Below are 17,190 nucleotides of genomic sequence, written 5' to 3'. Positions count from 1 at the left end.
CTTCGGATCAGGAACCGCTGCCGCCCACCGGCGGCTTGGCGGTCTGACACGTCGTGTCCTGTTCGGGCAGACCGTCGCCCATCAGGTACCGCGTGACGACCGAGTCCGCGCAGTTGCCCGGGTAGGCGCCGTGCTCCCACGAACCGTCCACGAGCGCCATCCGCGCGTTGTCGCCCAGCAGCTCCCTGAGGTTCGCCGCGCCCTCGATGGGCGTCTGGGAGTCGTGGGAGTTCTGCACCAGCAGCACCTCGCTGTCGACCTCCCCGACCTCCGTCGCGGGTTCGCGCGGTTCCGGCCAGAACGCGCACGGCGCGATGTTCGAGGTGACCGCCCCCAAGATCGGGTAGCGCCTGCCGTCCTGGATCGCGTCGCGCCGGTAGCGCTCCACGTCGCGTGGCCACACCGCGTCCCCGCACACCACGGCGAGGAACGCGGAGTCGGAGTTGTCAGGCGGAACCTCGTCCTGCCACCGGTTCGGCACCGCCGGCGCCTGCTTCAACGCGGCACCGGTGCGGGCAGCCGGTTCACCGTCCGCGGCGGCGCGCACGCGCCCGAGGAACTCGGCGTAGTCCGCGTTCACGTCATCGGTGGGCCCGGCCGAGAGCGCCTCGGACCGCAGCACGTTTCCGTCCACGGTCTCGCCGTCGAGCCGCACCGGTTCGCGATCCAGGCGGGTGAGCAGGTCGCGGAACAGCGCCGACACGTCGTCGGCACTCTCGCCGAGGTGGTACTCCGCGTCGCGTTCGGCGGCCCATTCGGCGAACACCTGGAAGCCGCGTTCGGCGCCGAGCGCCCAGATCTGCACCATGCCGCGCCACACCCGCTCCGGGTCGACGCTGCTGTCGAGCACCACCTTGTCGACGCTGTCGGGGAACATCTCGGTGAAGACGGCGCCGAGGTAAGTGCCGTAGGAGATCCCGAAGTAGGAGATCGTCCGCTCACCCAGCGCGGTACGGATCGCGTCCAGGTCGCGGGCGGTGTTGCGGGTCGTGATGAACGGCAGCAGGTCCGGCTGCTTCGACAGGCACGCGTTCGCCATCTCCTTGGTGTCGGCCACCGTCTGGTCGAACGTCTCCGGGTCGAACGGCATCGGCGACCACCCGTGCTCGAGGCCGCACGAGATGGGCGTGCTCCGGCCGATGCCACGCGGGTCGAAGCCGATCAGGTCGTAGCTGTCCTTGACCTCCTGCGGCAGCCGCGAACCCGTGGTGAGCGGCAGGGTGAGCCCGGACGCCCCCGGCCCGCCCGGGTTCATCAGCAGCACGCCCTTGCGCTTGGCGGACTCGGCCGCCTTGAGCCGGGAGATCGTCACGTCGATCGTGCGCCCGTCCGGGTCTGCGTAGTCCAGCGGCACGGTCACGGTCGCGCACTGGAAGTTCTCCGGTTCGTCGGGTGAGCACCGTTGCCACGCCAGGTCAGAGCCCGCGGGCTCGGCCGAGGCAGCCACGGGCGCACCGACGAGCGCGGCCCCCGCTGTCGTCGCCGCGGCGCACAGCATCGCCAACTTTCGCTTCATCAGATCTCCGTTCGCCGGTCTACACACGACGACTATACATTGCGCGTATACCTTCAGCGAATACGACGCTGAGCTGCTATGACGTGCGCTCGGCCACCAGTACCGCGAACCCGTCCAGATGGCGTGCGAGGCCGTACTCGAACAATCCGTCCAGATCCGACGCCGCCTCCTCACGCATCTCGGCCAGCAGCGGATACCGCCCACTGGCGAAGAGCTCATCGGCGCGCGCCCGCTGCGCCATCAGCCACCGGTCCTGCGTCAGCCCGGACTCCTGCTCGGCCTCGACCTCGTCCGCCATCGACAACGCGGCCGTGATCACCAGCGAATGCAGCGTGAGCGCTTCCTGCATGCGCGTCGTCTTCGACAACCCGAGCTCGTCGAGCGCGCGCAACGTCCACTCGGTGTGGGCCACCAGATTCGGCGCGAACGAGGGGCGGGTGAACGAGACGGCCCTGGGCAGCCACGGGTGCCGCCAGCACAGCGACCACTGCAGCCGGGAGACGAGCTCGAGCTTCGCGCGCCATCCGTCGGGCCCCGGGTCGGGCAGTTCGGGCTCGCCGAACACCTGATCGGCCATTTCGGTCACCAGTTCATCCTTGGTCGAGACGTGGCGATACAGCGACATGGGACCGACACCGAGCTCGGCCGCGACCCGGCGCATCGACACGGCGTCGAGACCCTCGACGTCGGCGATCGCGATGGCGGCGCGGAGCATGTGCTCCCGGTTCAGCGCCTGCCGCGACGACTCGGCGGCGACCGGCGGCGGCTGCGCCGGGCCGACCGGGTGTTTCCGGCCCGCGCTGACGATCGTGCCGGAACCGACCTTCGACTCGACCAGCCCCTCCTCGCGCAACGCGGCGACAGCCCTGGTCGCGGTCGCCACGGCGACACCCCAGCGCTCGGCGATCTGGCGGATCGACGGCATCCGCTCGCCGGACCGGAGCTCACCGGAGCGGATTCTCGCGCCGATCTCGGCGACGATCCGCAGATACGGCGGATCCGGTCGTGCTGCGCGCGGCATGCGTTCCTCCTGATCATCGACCTCGACGTGAGGCTACCTCGCGGAAGTGTACTAGTTCACTCATTACCCAACTAGTACACTTTGTCAAGCATTTTCTACGTATTTAGTTGACGTGTCGGGCATCGCAAATACACTGTACGCGAAAGATCGATACGCTGTACGCATCCTGGTTAGGCGACCATGAACCCCATCGCATCCCCGGCTGCGCGAACCGGAAGCGACTTCGCGCGACTGTCCACACGCATCACTTCACTGGGCCTGCTGGACCGGCGTCCCGTGTACTACGGCATCAGAATCACCACGGTCGCCCTGCTTTTCGCAGCGGGCTGGGCGGCGTTCTTCCTGATCGGCGACTCGTGGTGGCAGCTGGCCGTCGCCGGTTTCCTCGCTGTCCTGTTCGGACAGATTGCGCTCGTGTCGCATGATCTGGCCCACCGTCAGGTTTTCCGGACCAGAAAGCCGAGCGAGTTCGCGGGCCGGCTGGCTGGAAACCTCGGCATCGGCATGAGCTACGGCTGGTGGATGGACAAGCACACCCGCCACCACGCGAACCCGAACCACGAGGAACTCGACCCCGACGTCGACCCCGACATCCTCGTGTGGTCCACCAAGCAGGCACGCGAAAGCCGCGGTCTCCCACGGTTCATCGGCAAGTGGCAGGCGTTCCTGTTCTTCCCACTGCTCACGCTCGAAGGCTGGAACCTGCACGTCTCCGGGATTCGCGCGGTTCTCCGCAGGAAGATGAAGCGCCGCGGGCTCGAGGCCACCCTGCTCGTCGCGCACTTCACGTGGTACTTCGCCGCGGTGTTCCTGGTGCTCTCGCCGGTCAAGGCCGTGGTGTTCGTCTTGGTGCACCAGGCCCTGTGGGGGATCTACCTCGGCTCGATCTTCGCGCCGAACCACAAGGGAATGCCGATGCTGCGCGGCGACGAGCGGCCGGACTTCCTGCGCAGGCAGGTGCTGACCTCGCGCAACGTGCGGGGCGGCCGGTTCGTCGACAACGCACTCGGCGGGCTCAATTACCAGATCGAGCACCACCTCTTTCCCAGCATGCCCTCGCCGAACCTGCGCAGGGCGGCGCCGGTGGTCCGCGCCTACTGCGAGGAGATCGGCGTGCCCTACCACGAAACGGGCCTGCTGGATTCCTACCGGCAAGCCCTGCGGCATCTGCACGAGGCGGGCGCGCCCCTACGAGTCGGCTGAGGACTTTCCACCGAGCAGAAAGGACATCCCGTGCACCCATCTATCCGGCGGGCACAGGCGACCGACGAGGACACGGTCCTCTCGGTACTCACCGAGGCGTTCGCGAACGACCCGCTCACCCAGTGGCTGTTCCCCGACCCGGCTGAGCGGACCCGGCTCCAGCAGCGCTTCTACCACCACCAGCTCGGACAGCCCGGCGCGGAGACGTACCTGGTCGGCGAGGGCGAGGGCGTCTCGCTCTGGCACGCCCTGCCCGCGCCCGACGCGGAACCGGACGGACCAAACCTGGACGTCGCCTACGGCGCGAGCGCCGCCCGCTTGCGGACGCTGGGAAAGGCGCTGGCTCCACGCCATCCAGGCGCCAGCCACCTCTACCTCTTCTGCATGGGAGTACGCGGCGAGCGTCAGGGCGCCGGACTCGGTTCGGCGATGCTGCGCGACCGGCTGACCCGCGCCGACCACGACGGCGTCGCCGTCTACCTGGAAGCCAGCTCGCCCGGCAGCCGCGCGCTCTACCTGCGGCACGGCTTCGAGCACCTCGGCGAGCCCGTTCGCCTTGCCGACGGGCCGCAACTCTGGCCGATGTTGCGCGACCCGCGCCCCGTCGACCTCCACGGTGGATAACGAAAGGGAACCCATGACAACGAACGAACGACCGACACTGATCCTCGTCCACGGCACCAACTCGAACGCCTACGGCTGGTCGGGTCTGGTCACCGAGCTCACCCTGCGCGGGCACCGGTGCGTGGCCGTCAACCTGCCCGGACATGGCGACAACCAGTTCATCCCGCGCTCCTACCAGGCTCCGCAGGACCTGGAGGCGCTGGCGAGCGAGCCGTCGCCGCTGGCCGAGATCACCATCCACGACTACGTCGAGCACGTCGCGGGCGTGGTGCGCAGGGCCAGGCAGCACGGGCCCGTGATCCTCGTCGGCTCCAGCCAGGGCGGCGTCACCGTGAGCCGGGTCGCCAACGTGGTCCCCGAGCTGATCGACAGGGTCGTCTACGTCGCCGCGTACTGCTGCGTCGACCTGCCGAACATGCTGGCCTACCTGGAGACTCCGGAGAACAGCGGCAGCCTGGTGCACCTGATCGAGGCCATGAAGGTCGGCGACCCGGCCGAGCTCGGCGTGACCCGGATCAACTGGCGCTCGGCGGAGCCCAAGGCGTTCGAGGCGATCAAGCAGTGCCTGGCAGGCGATTTCAGCGACGAGGGCGTGCGCTGGCTGGCCAACCTGCTGGAGCCGGACGAGACCGCCGCGATCCCGGTGTCGGAGGCCAGGGGCGAGGCGCAGACCTGGGGCCGGATTCCGCGCACCTACGTGCGTTTCACCGAGGACCGGCTGATCCCGCTCTCGCTGCAGGACCGTTTCATCAGCGAGGCGGACCGGCTGACCCCGGACAACCCGACCGACGTGCACAGCGTCGCCGCACCGCACGTCGGCCCGTTCCACCGGCCCGAGCTGGTCGAGATCCTCGCCGGACTGGCGAGCCAGGGGGAGGGATCATGACGAGGACACGTCGCGGGTTGGCGCTCGTCGCCGCGGTCGGACTCGGCCTCGGCGTGCCCGGCCAGGCCGCCGTCGCCGACCAGCGCGACGCTGTCGTGTGGACCGAGACGGGCGCGGTGCGCGGCTCCGTGACCGACCAGGCGCGGGTGTTCCAGGGAATCCCGTACGCCGCGCCGCCGGTGGGCGAACTGCGTTGGCAGGACCCGAAACCCGCGGCCGCGTGGAGGGGTGTGCGCGACGGCACCCGGCCCGGGCCCGCGTGCCCGCAGGGCCCGGTCGAGGTCCCCGGTGGCAGCAAGAACGAGGATTGTCTGTACCTCAACGTGACCACGCCGTCCGAACCCGCCGAGGGCGCCACCGCGCCGAAACCGGTGGTGGTGTGGGTGCACGGTGGCGGCTTCTACATGGGAGCGGGCAGCAACTACCACGCCGAGCGGATGGCCGCCCGCGGTGACGTGGTCGTCGTGACCATCAACTACCGACTCGGGGTATTCGGTTTCTTCGGCCATCCCGGGCTCTCCGGTTCGGGCACGTTCGGGCTCAAGGACCAGCAGGCCGCAATGTCCTGGGTGGCCCGCAACGCCGCGTCGTTCGGCGGCGACCCGCGCAACATCACCATCGCGGGCCAGTCCGCCGGCGGCATCAGCAACTGCGCGCACCTGACCTCACCGACGGCGAGGGGGCTGTTCGACAAGGCGGTGCTGCAGAGCGGATCGTGCGACCTGGACTGGCTGGACAACTTCGATTACCGGGGCCAGTCCGCCGACGCGATCTACGAGCCGCTGTCCTCGCTGGAGGCTCAGGGCAGGCGAGCGGCGACCGACCTCGGCTGCGAGGGCGAGCACGACGCCGCCGTGCTGTCCTGCCTGCGCGGTCTGCCGGTGGACAAGCTCATGCCGAAGCTGGACAAGTTCATCCAGCCCGCCTACGGCACCGAGGTGCTGCCGGAGAACCCAGCCGACGCCATCCGGTACGGCCGGGTGCAGCGGGTGCCGGTCCTGGCGGGCCACACCCGCGACGAGATGACGCAGTCGACGTCGTTCTACGACCAGGGCAAGCCGATGAGCGGGGCCACCTACCAGGCGGTGATGCGCGAGACCTTCGGCGAGCACAAGGACGAGGTCGAGGCGCGGTACCCGGAGCGGGCCTACGACTCGGCGGCGCTGCGCTGGGCCGCCATCACCACCGACCGCAAGTGGGCGTGCAACCAGTACAGCACCTCGCGGGCCCTGAACCGGCACGTTCCGGTGTACCAATACGAGTTCGCCGACCCCGACGCGCCACTGCTCTCGCCCGCGCCACCGACGATGCCGATGGGCGCGCAGCACGCCTCGGAGCTGTGGTCGTTGTTCGACCTCCACGGCATCGCGGCGGAGTTCACCCCGGAGCAGCGGCGACTGTCCGACCAGATGATCGACTACTGGGCCGGCTTCGCCAGGAGCGGCGACCCTGGTGACGCCGACGGCCCCCGGTGGCCCCGGTTCCGCGCCGGGGACCGGACGCCACACGTGCTGGCCCTGGCACCGGGTGCGGGCGGCATCCGGCCGGTCGACCTGGCCGCGCAGGACCACTGCGGCTTCTGGGCGGAGCTGGAAGGAGGCGAGAACGGTGCCGGAACTGACCATCGCTGAGGAGGTCCTGCTGGTCGCGCTCGACGACCGGACGGGAGCGGGCAGGCTTCGGCTCGGGCTCGACTGGGCCGTGGCCGGCGCCGTCGTGGTCGACCTCGTGCTCGCCGGGAAGGTCACGGTGGCCGACGACGACCTCGTCACCGTGCTGGACTCCACGCCGACCGGCGTAGCACACCTGGACGCCACCCTGAACGCGGTGGCCGGTGGTATGAAGATCGGCAAGGTGTTGCGCCGAACACGCCGCAGCGCCCCCGATCGCGCGCTCGACTCGTTGATACAGAAGGCAATCCTGCGCAGGACGACGACACGGCTGCTGGGGGTGCTCCCGACGCGCCGGTACCCGTCGCAGGCCGGGGCGGCCGAGTCCGAGGTCCGCGCCCGACTGGCCGAGACCGTCCTCAATGGACGTCCAGCCGACGGGCGCACCGCGGCTCTGGCCGGAGTGCTCTACGCAGGAAGGCTTTGGCGCACAGCGATTCCCGGCGGAGACCGCAAAAAGGTCAAGCGAAAACTTAGGGACATATCGGACGGACAGACCGTGAGTCCCGCTGTAGGCAAGGCAATCGTGCGTACGCACGGCGCCATCGTCGCCATGACCGCGGCCGCGTCGAGCGGCGGCTGAACCGCGGAAAAAAAATCCGAACCGGCTGGAACTGGCTCCGCGACAAAAACGTCTATACCAATCACGCACCAGAAAGCTACGAAAGGTGATCATGCGCAAGACAGTGACCGTGACAGCGTTGTCCTTGCTGATGCTGGGGGGATTCACCAGCGCGGCGCACGCCACGGAGGCGGCGGCACCCGTGGGCACGCTCGCGTGCTCCGGCACGACGGTGACCGCGAAGGAGACGGTGAAGATCCGCTCGAAGGCCACCACGTCCTCGACGGCCATCGGACAGCTCAACAAGGGGAAGAAGGCCTGCGAGACGTCCAGCCCGACGGGCGGCTACCACAGCGCCTGCGGCGGGAAGAGCAACGTGTGGTCGAAGATCAAGGTGGGCGGTAAGACGGGCTACGTCCCGTGGAACTGCATGCGCTGACCGGGGCGGAAGGCGTGCGTTGTGGACGAATCCCTGTTCGTCCACAACGCACGCACCCGGGCTACGGGCGCGTGCGAGAAGAGTGGGCCCCGTGGGACTCGAACCCACAACCCGCGGATTAACCTGCCACCACGTCTTTCGACGCCGCCCCTTCGGAGCGTTCGTGGTCTGGACTGTCCCTTCACCCTGGCGCTGACGCGCTGTAGGTGCCACCCGTCCAGTCTCTACACCTTCCGAGGTCTCCCTCGGCTTGGCTCGGGATTGCCATGCCGGCGTGGCCGACGAAGGGTTCCCCGACTTTGAGTGGTGTCATCCTGGCCGTTTCCGACCAGGCGCTCCTATTGAAGTCCGCTGCTCTGCCAATTGAGCTAGAGGCCCTAGCCGGGGGAGAGTCTAACGGGCGATGCCACTCCGCCGGTAGGCACCCGGCAGACTTGACCTCGCCGTCCTCTCGCCGCCGCCGCAAGGAGCACGAACGTTGTCGCCCTCGTCCGGCCTGGTCGCACGCATGGAACGCCACCAGGTCGCCGTCTACGTGGGGGCGCTCCTGGCGGGTGCGGCTGTGGGCAGACTCGCGCCCGGCGCCGGTCCAGGTCTGGAGCACGCGATCAACCCGGTGCTCGCGGCGCTGCTGTACGTCACGTTCCTGCAGGTGCCCGCGGCGGAGCTGGGGCGTTCGCTGCGGGCAGGGCGCTTCCTCGGCGCCGCGCTGGTGGTGAACTTCGTCGTGGTGCCGCTGGTGGTCGCGGCGATGTTCGTCTTCCTGCCCGCCGACCAGGCAGTGCGGCTGGGAGTGCTGTTGGTCCTGCTGACGCCGTGCGTGGACTACGTGATCGTGTTCAGCGGGCTGGCAGGCGGTGACAGCAGACGGCTGCTCGCGGCGACGCCGCTGTTGCTGGTGGCGCAGATCCTGCTGCTGCCGGGTTTCCTGTGGTTGTTCCTCGGCTCGGAGCTGGCCGAGATCGTGGAGGTCGGCCCGTTCGCCGAGGCCTTCGTCGTGTTGATCGTGATCCCGCTGGCGCTGGCCTGGCTCACGCAGGCGTGGGCTGCTCGCCGCAGGACGGGACAGCGGGTGAGCGACGCGGTGGGCACGCTCATGGTGCCGTTGATGGCGGCGACGTTGCTGACCGTGGTGGCATCGCAGGTGCCCAAGCTCGGAGACGGCCTCGCCACCGTGGCCCGGGTCGTGCCGTTCTACGTGCTCTTCCTGGTGGTGATGGCGTTCGCGGGGCTCGCCGTCGCCCGGCTGTTCCGGCTGGACGTCGCAGAGGGCCGGGCGATCGTGTTCAGCGGGGCCACGCGCAACTCGCTGGTGGTGCTCCCGCTGGCGCTCGCCCTGCCCGACGCGCTCGCGATCGCGGCGGTCGTGGTGGTGACGCAGACACTGGTGGAGGTCGTCGGCATGGTGCTCTACGTCAGAGCCGTTCCCCGGCTGCTGCCCGCGCGGTGACGCACGGCGGCCATCACGAGCTCCGTTGCCCGCGATGACCGCCGGCGAGACTCAGCACTTCCCGCAGCAGCCACAACTCGGACCGGAACAGGAACCGCAGCAGTTGCATCCACCCATCACGCCGACACCACCTTGTCCGAATCCCGAACGTGCGTTTCGTTCACTACGTTAGGCAGCGCGAGGTGGGTGGCGGAACCACTGCCCGAGTGACTCATGGCGATTCCGCTATGTGACGACGACCGTCGACCAGTCACCTGACGGATGCCCTGGGGCGCCACGTCTTCCTACGGTTTCGGTCATGTCCACCAAATCACTGCGACTCGCAGTCATCATCGGAAGCACCCGCAGCGGCCGGTTCGGCCCCGTTCCCGCCTCGTGGTTCGCCACGCAGGCCAGTGAGCACGACGCGATGGACGTCGACCTGGTCGACCTCGCCGAGCTGACCCTGCACAACTCGCTCGACGACTCGGCCGACGCGAGCAGCCTCGCGCGGCGGCTGGGCTCGGCCGACGCGTTCGTGGTGGTGACGCCCGAGTACAACCACAGCTTCCCGGCCTCGCTCAAGACCGCGATCGACCACTACGCCAAGGAATGGCAGGCGAAACCGGTCGGCTTCGTGTCCTACGGCGGGATGAGCGGCGGCCTGCGCGCGGTCGAGCACCTGCGCCAGATCTTCGCCGAGCTGCACGCGATGACCGTGCGCGACACCGTGAGCTTCCACAACTTCTGGGAGCGCTTCACCGACGACGGCGTGCCGCACGACGCGGGCTCGGCCAACTCCGCGGCCCGGGGCATGCTCGATCAGCTCGCCTGGTGGGGTTCCGCGTTGCGCAGCGCCAGGACGACCAGCCCGTATGCGGCCTGAGCAGCGCTCGACGCGTCGGCTTGACCTACACCAAGGTCGAACTTGCACGCTGGGGCGCATGACGTTGCAGGCGACTCCCGCGCTACTGGGCCGCACCAGCGAGCTGGCCGTGCTCGACCGCAGACTCGACGAGGCGCGCTCCGGCCGCGGCAACGCGCTCGTCGTGCGCGGCGAGGCGGGGATCGGCAAGTCGGCGCTGCTGTCCCACGCGAGCACCGCCGACGACGTGCTGGTGTTGCGCGGCGGGGGCATCGAGACCGAGGTGAAGCTGCCGTTCGCCGGGCTGCACCTGCTGCTGCGCGAGGTACTCGGCGAGCTCGACTCGCTGCCGAACACTCACGCACGCGCGTTGCGGTGCGCACTCGGCACCGGCAACACCGGTACCGGCGAGGCGAGCGAGCTGTTCGCGATCGGCCTCGCCGTGCTCGCCCTGTTCGAACGGCTGGCGCGGCAACGGCCGGTGGTGTGCGTCATCGACGACGCGCACTGGCTCGACGAGTCCTCCGCCGACGCGCTGCTGTTCGCGGCGAGGCGCCTGAGCACGGAGCGGGTGCTGTTGCTCTTCGCCGCGCGCGAGCTGCACGCACCGCCGTTTCCCGCCCCCGGTCTGGCCGAGCTGCGGCTCGATGGCCTGGCGAGCTCCGACGTCGACACGCTGCTGCGCGAGTACGCGAGCGACCTGCCCCGCCACGTCCGCGACCGGGTCGCCGAGGACGCGGCAGGCAACCCGCTCGCGGTGCTCGAGTTCGCCGCCGCGCAGCGCGAGGGCAGGCCGGTCGACCCGTACGGCGTCGCGAGACTGCCCGCCCACAGCCGGATCCAGCGCACGTTCGCCGACCGCATCGCCGCGCTGCCGGACAGCACCCGGACGGTGCTGCTCGTGGCGGCGGCCGACGGCACCTGCAACACCGGCACCGTGCTCGAGGCAGCCACCCGGCTCGGCGCCTCCGCGGCCGATCTGCGCGTCGCCGAGGGCGCCGAGCTGCTGATGTTCACCGACAACTGCATCGGCTTCCCGCACCCGCTCGTGCGCACCGCCGCATACCAGAAGGCCACGATGCAGCAGCGCATCGCCGCGCACCGGGCACTCGCCGAGACCTCGGCCGAACACGGCGAGGCGGACCGGCGGGCGTGGCACCTCGCCGCGGCCAGCACCGGACCCGACGAGGCCGTGGCGAGCGCGTTGGAGGCGGGTGCCGAGCACGCCAGGGCCAGGGGTGGCTACGGCGCGGTGGCCTCGGCCTACGAGCGGGCGGCGCAGCTCAGCCCCGACACCGGCGAGCGCGGCAGGCGGCTCACGGCGGCGGCCCGGGCCGCGGCCGAAGCCGGTCAGCTCCAGCGGGCGTGCCAGCTGGCCCACGAGGCGGGAACCCTCCTGAGCGACCCGGTGGCGATCGCCTGGGCGGCCATGATCCACGCGACCATCGCCGAAGACCACGCCAAACCACTCGAGGCGCAGCGGATCCTCGCGAGGGCCGCCGAGTCCGTTGCGGGGCGCGAACCCGACCTGGCTGGCAAGCTGCTCTTCTGGTCGGGCACCGCCGCCTGGTCGGCGGGCGACGCCCGCGCCGTGGCCGGCACCGCCGCCGACGCCGAGGCACTCGGCCTGCCCGACACCGGTCGCTTTCGCTCGCTCGCCACCGCGTCCGGCGGCGACGTCGCCGAGGCCATGAGCGCGGTACGCGACCTGATCGCCGACTCCGAGCGGCTCCCGCGCGTCTGCACCGACCAGCCGATCGCACTGCGCCGGCGCTCCGAGATCGCGGGCTGGCACCTGCTGCTCGGCGACCACCTCCAGGCCCACGAACTGGCGCTCGGCATCGCCAGGGACAGCAGGCAGCAGTCCGCGGCGGGCGTGCTGCCGAGGGCACTCGCGCTGCTCGCCAGGACCGAGCTGCTGCACGGCGACCCCGCCGCCGCGCGGGCCAACGCCGAGGAGGGCAGGCGCATCGCCGCCGACATCGGGCAACCGCAGGGCAGCGCCGAGCTGGCCGGGGTGCTGGCGCTGCTCGCCGCCACCGAGGGTGACCAACGGCGGAGCACCGCACTCGCCGGGGAGGCCTTCGAGCCGCAGGCCGCGCTCGCGCTGAGCCTGCTCGACCTCGGCAACGGCGACTACGACGCCGCACTCGACCGGCTCGCCGCGCTCGCCCCCGCGCCGGACCGGCTGGCCACCATCGAGACCGTGCCGATCATGGTCGAGGCAGCGGCCCGCGCTGGCAGGTCCGACGAGGTGAGCGGCCCCGTGGTCACCTTCCTGACCTGGGCCGAACGGAGCGCAACACCGTGGGCCCGCGCCGTCGCGCTGCGCTGCCGGGCGGTGCTCGGCGAGTCCCACCTTTTCGCCGAGGCCATCGAGCTGCACCACAGCGCACCGGGCAGGCCGTTCGAACGCGCCCGCACCGAGCTGCTCTACGGCGAGTGGCTGCGCCGCGAACGGCACCGCAGCCAGGCACGGGCCCGGCTCCGGTCGGCGCTGACGATCTTCGAGCGCCTCGGTGCACGGCCGTGGGCGGAGCGAGCTCGCACCGAGCTGCGCGCGACCGGCGAGAGCCTCGGCGCCAAGGCGCACGCTCCGGAGCTCGCCGAGCGGCTGACCCCGCAGGAACTGCGCATCGTGCGACTCGCCGCGACCGGGCTCAGCAACCGCGACATCGGCTCCCGGCTCTTCCTCAGTCCGAGGACCGTCGGCTACCACCTGTACAAGGCCTACCCGAAGCTCGGCGTGGCGTCGCGGGTGGAGCTCGCCAAACTCGGCCTGGCGAGCTGACCCGGCGCGCGCCGTGCCAAACTGCGCACGTGGAGTACCAACTCACCGCCGAGCTCACCTCGCCGGCAGGCGCCCCTGACCTGGACCAGCTTCAGCAGGTCGGTGTCGTGGCCCTGCTCGACGCGCGGCTGAGCCGCCTCGCGAGCATCGAAGGACCCGACGGGGTGGAGATCAGCCCTGTCGAGCATTCCGTGCACGCCCACCTGGCCGGCGCCAACGTGAACTGGCTGCTCGACGCGCCGGCGCTGGTGTTCGCCGAGGACGCGACCAGGGCCGTGCTCGAGCAGCTGCTCGAGGAGACCGAGCTGCTCAACGGCTGGTCGGTCAAGCACTGCGCGGTCACGGCGACCGACGACCAGCTGGAGAGCGCGCTGGCCGCGGAGGAGGAGCCGGAGGGCGAGCCCGAGCCGGAGCCGCTCACCGAGTACGAGCTGGAGGACCGGCGGGAGCGTCTGCTCGAGGCCGCCGACTACGTGCGCGCCTTCGGCCTCGACGCGTTCGGCCACACCGACGGTGGCGACGTCACCGAGGAGGAGGCCCGCTACGTCGCGGGTGCGCTCGCACACGGCCTCGAGATGGTGATCGACGAGCTCTTCGGCGACATCCAGCTGCTCGAGGACGAGGACACGACGGCCGACGAGGTGGACGTGCTGTGGGTGCTCGACGAGCTGCCCCAGCAGTACGCCGACCGCTACACCGCGCTGTTCGCCAAGCAGTTCCTGGTGGCGACGGTGATCCTGGGCCACCGGCTCACGCAGCCGGAGTGGACGGCGCCCGCGTCGATGGCCGAGGCCCTCGCACTGCACATCGCCAAGTCCCGTGCCGAGCTGGAACTCGACCTCGCCGAGGCGATGGCGGAGGACCGCGTCGCCGAGATCCTCGCGCTCTTCGACGACAAGGCCTTCGAGGACGGCGAGCACGAGGCGCTCTACGACGGCGCGAACCCGGACGTCGACGTGCTGGACTGGTTCCGTCCCTACACCCACCTCACCGACGCCCAGGTTCTGCACCCGTACCTCGCGGACGAGGACCAGTCACCGAACTGAGGGCTGTTCCCCGTCGCGCTCGGCGGCCCGCTGCCGGTAGGTCATGGTGGCGCTGGCCAGGCCGAGCACGAGCAGCACGACGCCGATGAGCAGGTCGTTCACCACGGCCGGGTTCTGGCCGGGCTCGTCGAACGCGAACGCGGCCACGATCAGCCACGCGCCGAGCCCGGCGTTGATGAGGCTGAGCCAGGGCAGGTCGCGGGGCGCGAGCACGCGGATGAGCGCGAGCGTCCCGGCGATCGCGGCCACGAGCACGTCGCTGGTCTCCGCGGTCGTCGAGGCGCTGTAGTCCAGTGCGAACGGTGCGAACCCCAGCCACACCGCGCTCAGGAACATGATCGAACTCGGCAGACTCGGAGTCAGCCTGCCCTCGGTTGCCGGTCCGGTCCACAGGTGGTTCGCGCGCGCTGTCGGCACAGTTACCGCTCCCTCGTTCGCCTCGGTGTCGATCTCCTTCGGCCGCCCTCCAGCATGCGCCCGAGCGGGTGCCGACGGGCATGATCCATACGTTTCCTTGACGCGCGACGTCGGTCACCGCCCGCCTTTGGTCGTAGGCACTGCGGGTGATTTGCCCGGGTTGATCGCGAATTCATAACCGAACCATTCTCGGTTTTCAAGACTGCCCAGCGGGTTTGCCGCCATCTAGCTTTCGTGATTGTCACCGTCAACCCTGCTCGGTGACTTTCACACTATCGAGAGAGATCGAAAACCATGAAAAGACCTCTGGTTCGGTTTCTGATCGCAGGACTCGCCCTCGTAGGCGGATCCGTGACTCTCGCCGGCCCCGCCGCGGCGGAGACGGCAGTGGTGGCGCACGAGGCAGCCACCACCAGCAGTGCGCAATCGAGGATCGAGGCCTACTGGACCACGGAGCGGATGGAGTCGGCCGTGCCGGCTGACCTCAGCCTGGCCGTGGACGCGGCCAGGGTGCCGGCGAAACAGGTGAGGGCCGCCGCCGACCCCGAGAATCCGCAACCGCGCCACGGCAAGGTGTTCTTCACCCTCGGCGGCGCGAACTACGTGTGCTCTGGCACCGCCACCAACAGCAGCAACGGCGACGTCGTCACCACGGCGGGCCACTGCCTCAACGAGGGTCCCGGCGCGTTCGCGACCAACTTCGCGTTCGTGCCCGCCTACGACAACGGCTCGCGCCCGTACGGCACCTGGACGGCCGAACGGCTCTACACCACCTCGGCGTGGGCCAATTCCGGCGATTTCAACTACGACGTCGGGTTCGCGGTGATGAACGAGAACGCGAGCGGGCAGAGCCTCACGCAGGTCGTCGGCTCTTACCCGATCGCGTTCAACCTCGCGCGCGGCCTGAACTACACCTCCTACGGCTATCCGGCGGGCGCGCCGTTCAACGGCGAGTCGCTGTACTCCTGCTCGGGTACGGCGCGGCAGGACACCGTCGGTGGCTCGCAGGACCAGGGGCTGACCTGTGACATGACGGGCGGTTCCTCCGGTGGCGGCTGGCTCACGGGCGGCCGGATCAACTCGGTGAACAGCTTCAAGTACACGTTCGACCCGTCGACCATGTACGGCCCGTACTTCGGATCCACCATCCAAACCGTCTACAACCAGGCCGCCGTCGCCTAGCCACCCCAGCTAGCAGTGAAGGGCACCTTTACTGCATTGAACGCAGTAAAGGTGCCCTTCACCGCGGTCGAGCGGTCACAAGCGCCGGGGGACCACGAACCAGAGCACCGCGAACAGGGTTCCCACCAGAACCCCGAACACCGCCATCAGCACCGAGCCGTAGATCACCTTCGCGATCAGCGCCACCGTGAGTGTCACCGCGATCGAGAGGCAGACCAGGCCCGCGATCACGCTGCGGTTGCCGACGCGCAGGATCTCGGCGCGCCTGCCGGTGCGGAACAGCACGCGGTGCCACACCGCGGGCGCCGTGAGCAGTGCGGTGGCGGCTGCCGTGAACAGGACGGTGACGAGGTGCACGCCCTTCTCGAACCCGCTGGCCTGGCGAAACGGCTCGGTGAACGCGACCGCGAGCAGGAAGCCGAACAGGATCTGCACCCCGGCCTGCGCGACCCGCAGCTCCCCGAGCAGCTCGTTGATGTTGCGGGTGAGCTGCTGGTTCCTGGATTCCTGGTCGGCGGCGCTCACGGCGCCGCTCCCGCTCGCGGCTGCTCCACCACCACCGGTGCGCGGCGTACGCGTTCGTGCCAGCCGAGTGCGGTGACGGCGCCGATCACCAGGAGCAGCCCGAGCCACTGCGTCACCGACAGTGTCGAATCCAAAAAGGACACACCAATGATCGCCGCCGTCACGGGGAAGGCGAGCTCGGCGAGCGTGGCGCGCGCGGCCGGGGTGGAGCGAAGGCCCACGTAGTAGAGGCTCAACGCCAGCAATCCCGGCACGAAGGCCAAGAGTCCGAGTCCGAGTGCGTTGTCCCAGCTCACCGTATAAGTTTCCCCCTGCACGGCAACGATAATCGCCGCGAACGGAAGCCCTACCGAGAAGCGCAGTGTGGTCACGTCCCGTGAGCTGAGCCGCCCGGAGACGAAGCGACCGAGCACGGTGCCCGCAGCCCACAGCGCGGCGGCGCCCACCGCGAGCAGCGCGGCCCGTGCCGCGGCGATCTCGACCGCGAACGGATCGCGAAACGCCAGCAACCAGGCACCGAGCAGTGCGGGGACCGCGAAAAACAGGTAGGCGGCGCGCGTGCGCTCACCCAGCACGACCCACGCCGCGAGCACGGCGAACACGGGTTGCAGCTTCTGCAGGACCAGCGGGGTGATCGGGTCGCCGAGCTGGAACGCCGCGGTGAACAACGCCGTCGCCAGCGCCGACGAGCCGCCACCGATCACGAGCACCGCGAGCCACTCGCGTGGTCCGCACCGGCGCAGCGCAGCGAGCGCCGAGGGCAGGAACGGCAGCAGTACCGCCGCGACGATCACGTGCTCCCAGAACACCACCGTGCCCGCGGGCAGGTCCTCGGCCAGCGGCAGCCGGAGCAGCCCGTCGGTTCCCCACAGCGCGGCCGCCACCGCGACCAGCCACGTCCGGTCCGCTCTACCGGCCCCATCTGCTGTTGTCACTGGTCCAGGCTACGAGCGCCGTCGAACCGGGGGGCCACACCGTGAGATCACTCATTCGGGTCTTCGGGTTGCAAACGGG

General features: G+C 69.9%; 16 protein-coding genes. 11 read left to right on the top strand and 5 right to left on the bottom strand.

Features of this window, described 5'->3' with window-relative positions:
• Window positions 1-7 precede the first annotated feature (7 nt).
• Complete coding sequence (locus JHE00_RS11130) at window positions 8-1,516, bottom strand: alpha/beta fold hydrolase (protein ID WP_200317588.1); 1,509 nt, start codon at window positions 1,514-1,516, stop codon at window positions 8-10.
• A gap of 76 nt (window positions 1,517-1,592) precedes the next feature.
• The gene (locus JHE00_RS11125; RefSeq protein WP_200317586.1) at window positions 1,593-2,537 is read right to left on the bottom strand and encodes a TetR/AcrR family transcriptional regulator C-terminal domain-containing protein; all 945 of its coding nucleotides are present in this window, start codon (window positions 2,535-2,537) and stop codon (window positions 1,593-1,595) included.
• Between the two features lie 180 nt (window positions 2,538-2,717).
• On the opposite strand from JHE00_RS11125, the gene JHE00_RS11120 reads away from it, so the two are divergent.
• From JHE00_RS11120 to JHE00_RS11075, 10 genes are all read left to right on the top strand, one after another.
• Entirely contained in the window at window positions 2,718-3,740 is a 1,023-nt protein-coding gene (locus tag JHE00_RS11120) for a fatty acid desaturase family protein (protein WP_200317585.1), read from the top strand.
• Window positions 3,741-3,770: 30 nt separating this feature from the next.
• Window positions 3,771-4,364: a GNAT family N-acetyltransferase gene (locus JHE00_RS35845; RefSeq protein WP_200317584.1), complete on the top strand. Its 594-nt coding sequence runs from the start codon at window positions 3,771-3,773 to the stop codon at window positions 4,362-4,364.
• A gap of 13 nt (window positions 4,365-4,377) precedes the next feature.
• Window positions 4,378-5,250 carry an alpha/beta hydrolase gene (locus JHE00_RS11110; RefSeq protein ID WP_200317583.1) on the top strand — a complete coding sequence of 291 codons (873 nt, stop codon included), beginning with the start codon at window positions 4,378-4,380 and terminating at the stop codon, window positions 5,248-5,250.
• A complete protein-coding gene (locus JHE00_RS11105) occupies window positions 5,247-6,881 on the top strand; it encodes a carboxylesterase/lipase family protein (RefSeq protein WP_230423199.1) in 1,635 nt (544 codons plus the stop codon). The genes JHE00_RS11110 and JHE00_RS11105 overlap by 4 nt, the downstream gene beginning before the upstream one ends.
• Window positions 6,859-7,503 (top strand): GOLPH3/VPS74 family protein, encoded by a 645-nt coding sequence (locus JHE00_RS11100; protein WP_200317582.1) that lies wholly within the window; start codon window positions 6,859-6,861, stop codon window positions 7,501-7,503. Before JHE00_RS11105 ends, JHE00_RS11100 begins: the two co-directional genes overlap by 23 nt.
• Window positions 7,504-7,594: 91 nt before the next feature.
• Window positions 7,595-7,921 (top strand): SH3 domain-containing protein, encoded by a 327-nt coding sequence (locus JHE00_RS11095; protein ID WP_200317581.1) that lies wholly within the window; start codon window positions 7,595-7,597, stop codon window positions 7,919-7,921.
• Window positions 7,922-8,429: 508 nt separating this feature from the next.
• The gene (locus JHE00_RS11090) at window positions 8,430-9,371 is read left to right on the top strand and encodes an arsenic resistance protein (protein WP_200318316.1); all 942 of its coding nucleotides are present in this window, start codon (window positions 8,430-8,432) and stop codon (window positions 9,369-9,371) included.
• Between the two features lie 298 nt (window positions 9,372-9,669).
• Window positions 9,670-10,236, top strand: a complete 567-nt coding sequence (locus JHE00_RS11085; RefSeq protein WP_200317580.1) for an NADPH-dependent FMN reductase — start codon at window positions 9,670-9,672, stop codon at window positions 10,234-10,236.
• A 58-nt stretch (window positions 10,237-10,294) separates the two neighbouring features.
• Window positions 10,295-13,006 (top strand): helix-turn-helix transcriptional regulator, encoded by a 2,712-nt coding sequence (locus tag JHE00_RS35840; protein WP_200317578.1) that lies wholly within the window; start codon window positions 10,295-10,297, stop codon window positions 13,004-13,006.
• 29 nt (window positions 13,007-13,035) lie between these two features.
• Entirely contained in the window at window positions 13,036-14,052 is a 1,017-nt protein-coding gene (locus tag JHE00_RS11075) for a hypothetical protein (RefSeq protein ID WP_200317576.1), read from the top strand.
• Here JHE00_RS11075 and JHE00_RS11070 read toward each other — a convergent pair.
• Window positions 14,041-14,469 carry an SPW repeat domain-containing protein gene (locus JHE00_RS11070; RefSeq protein ID WP_200317574.1) on the bottom strand — a complete coding sequence of 143 codons (429 nt, stop codon included), beginning with the start codon at window positions 14,467-14,469 and terminating at the stop codon, window positions 14,041-14,043. The two genes, JHE00_RS11075 and JHE00_RS11070, sit on opposite strands and share 12 nt — an antisense overlap.
• Before the next feature lie 351 nt (window positions 14,470-14,820).
• Between JHE00_RS11070 and JHE00_RS11065 the strand changes: the two genes are divergently transcribed.
• Window positions 14,821-15,651 (top strand): trypsin-like serine peptidase, encoded by an 831-nt coding sequence (locus JHE00_RS11065; protein ID WP_307831892.1) that lies wholly within the window; start codon window positions 14,821-14,823, stop codon window positions 15,649-15,651.
• Between the two features lie 75 nt (window positions 15,652-15,726).
• On the opposite strand, the gene JHE00_RS11060 is transcribed toward JHE00_RS11065, so the two are convergent.
• Window positions 15,727-16,176 carry a DUF6328 family protein gene (locus tag JHE00_RS11060; protein ID WP_200317571.1) on the bottom strand — a complete coding sequence of 150 codons (450 nt, stop codon included), beginning with the start codon at window positions 16,174-16,176 and terminating at the stop codon, window positions 15,727-15,729.
• Window positions 16,173-17,111 (bottom strand): DMT family transporter, encoded by a 939-nt coding sequence (locus tag JHE00_RS11055; RefSeq protein WP_307831891.1) that lies wholly within the window; start codon window positions 17,109-17,111, stop codon window positions 16,173-16,175. The genes JHE00_RS11060 and JHE00_RS11055 overlap by 4 nt, the downstream gene beginning before the upstream one ends.
• Window positions 17,112-17,190: the final 79 nt, after the last annotated feature.

The organism is Prauserella cavernicola (genome assembly GCF_016595675.1).
Lineage (GTDB): Bacteria > Actinomycetota > Actinomycetes > Mycobacteriales > Pseudonocardiaceae > Prauserella_A > Prauserella_A cavernicola.
Note: the sequence above shows the minus strand (reverse complement) of the source record. Positions and strands in the feature narration are given on the sequence as shown.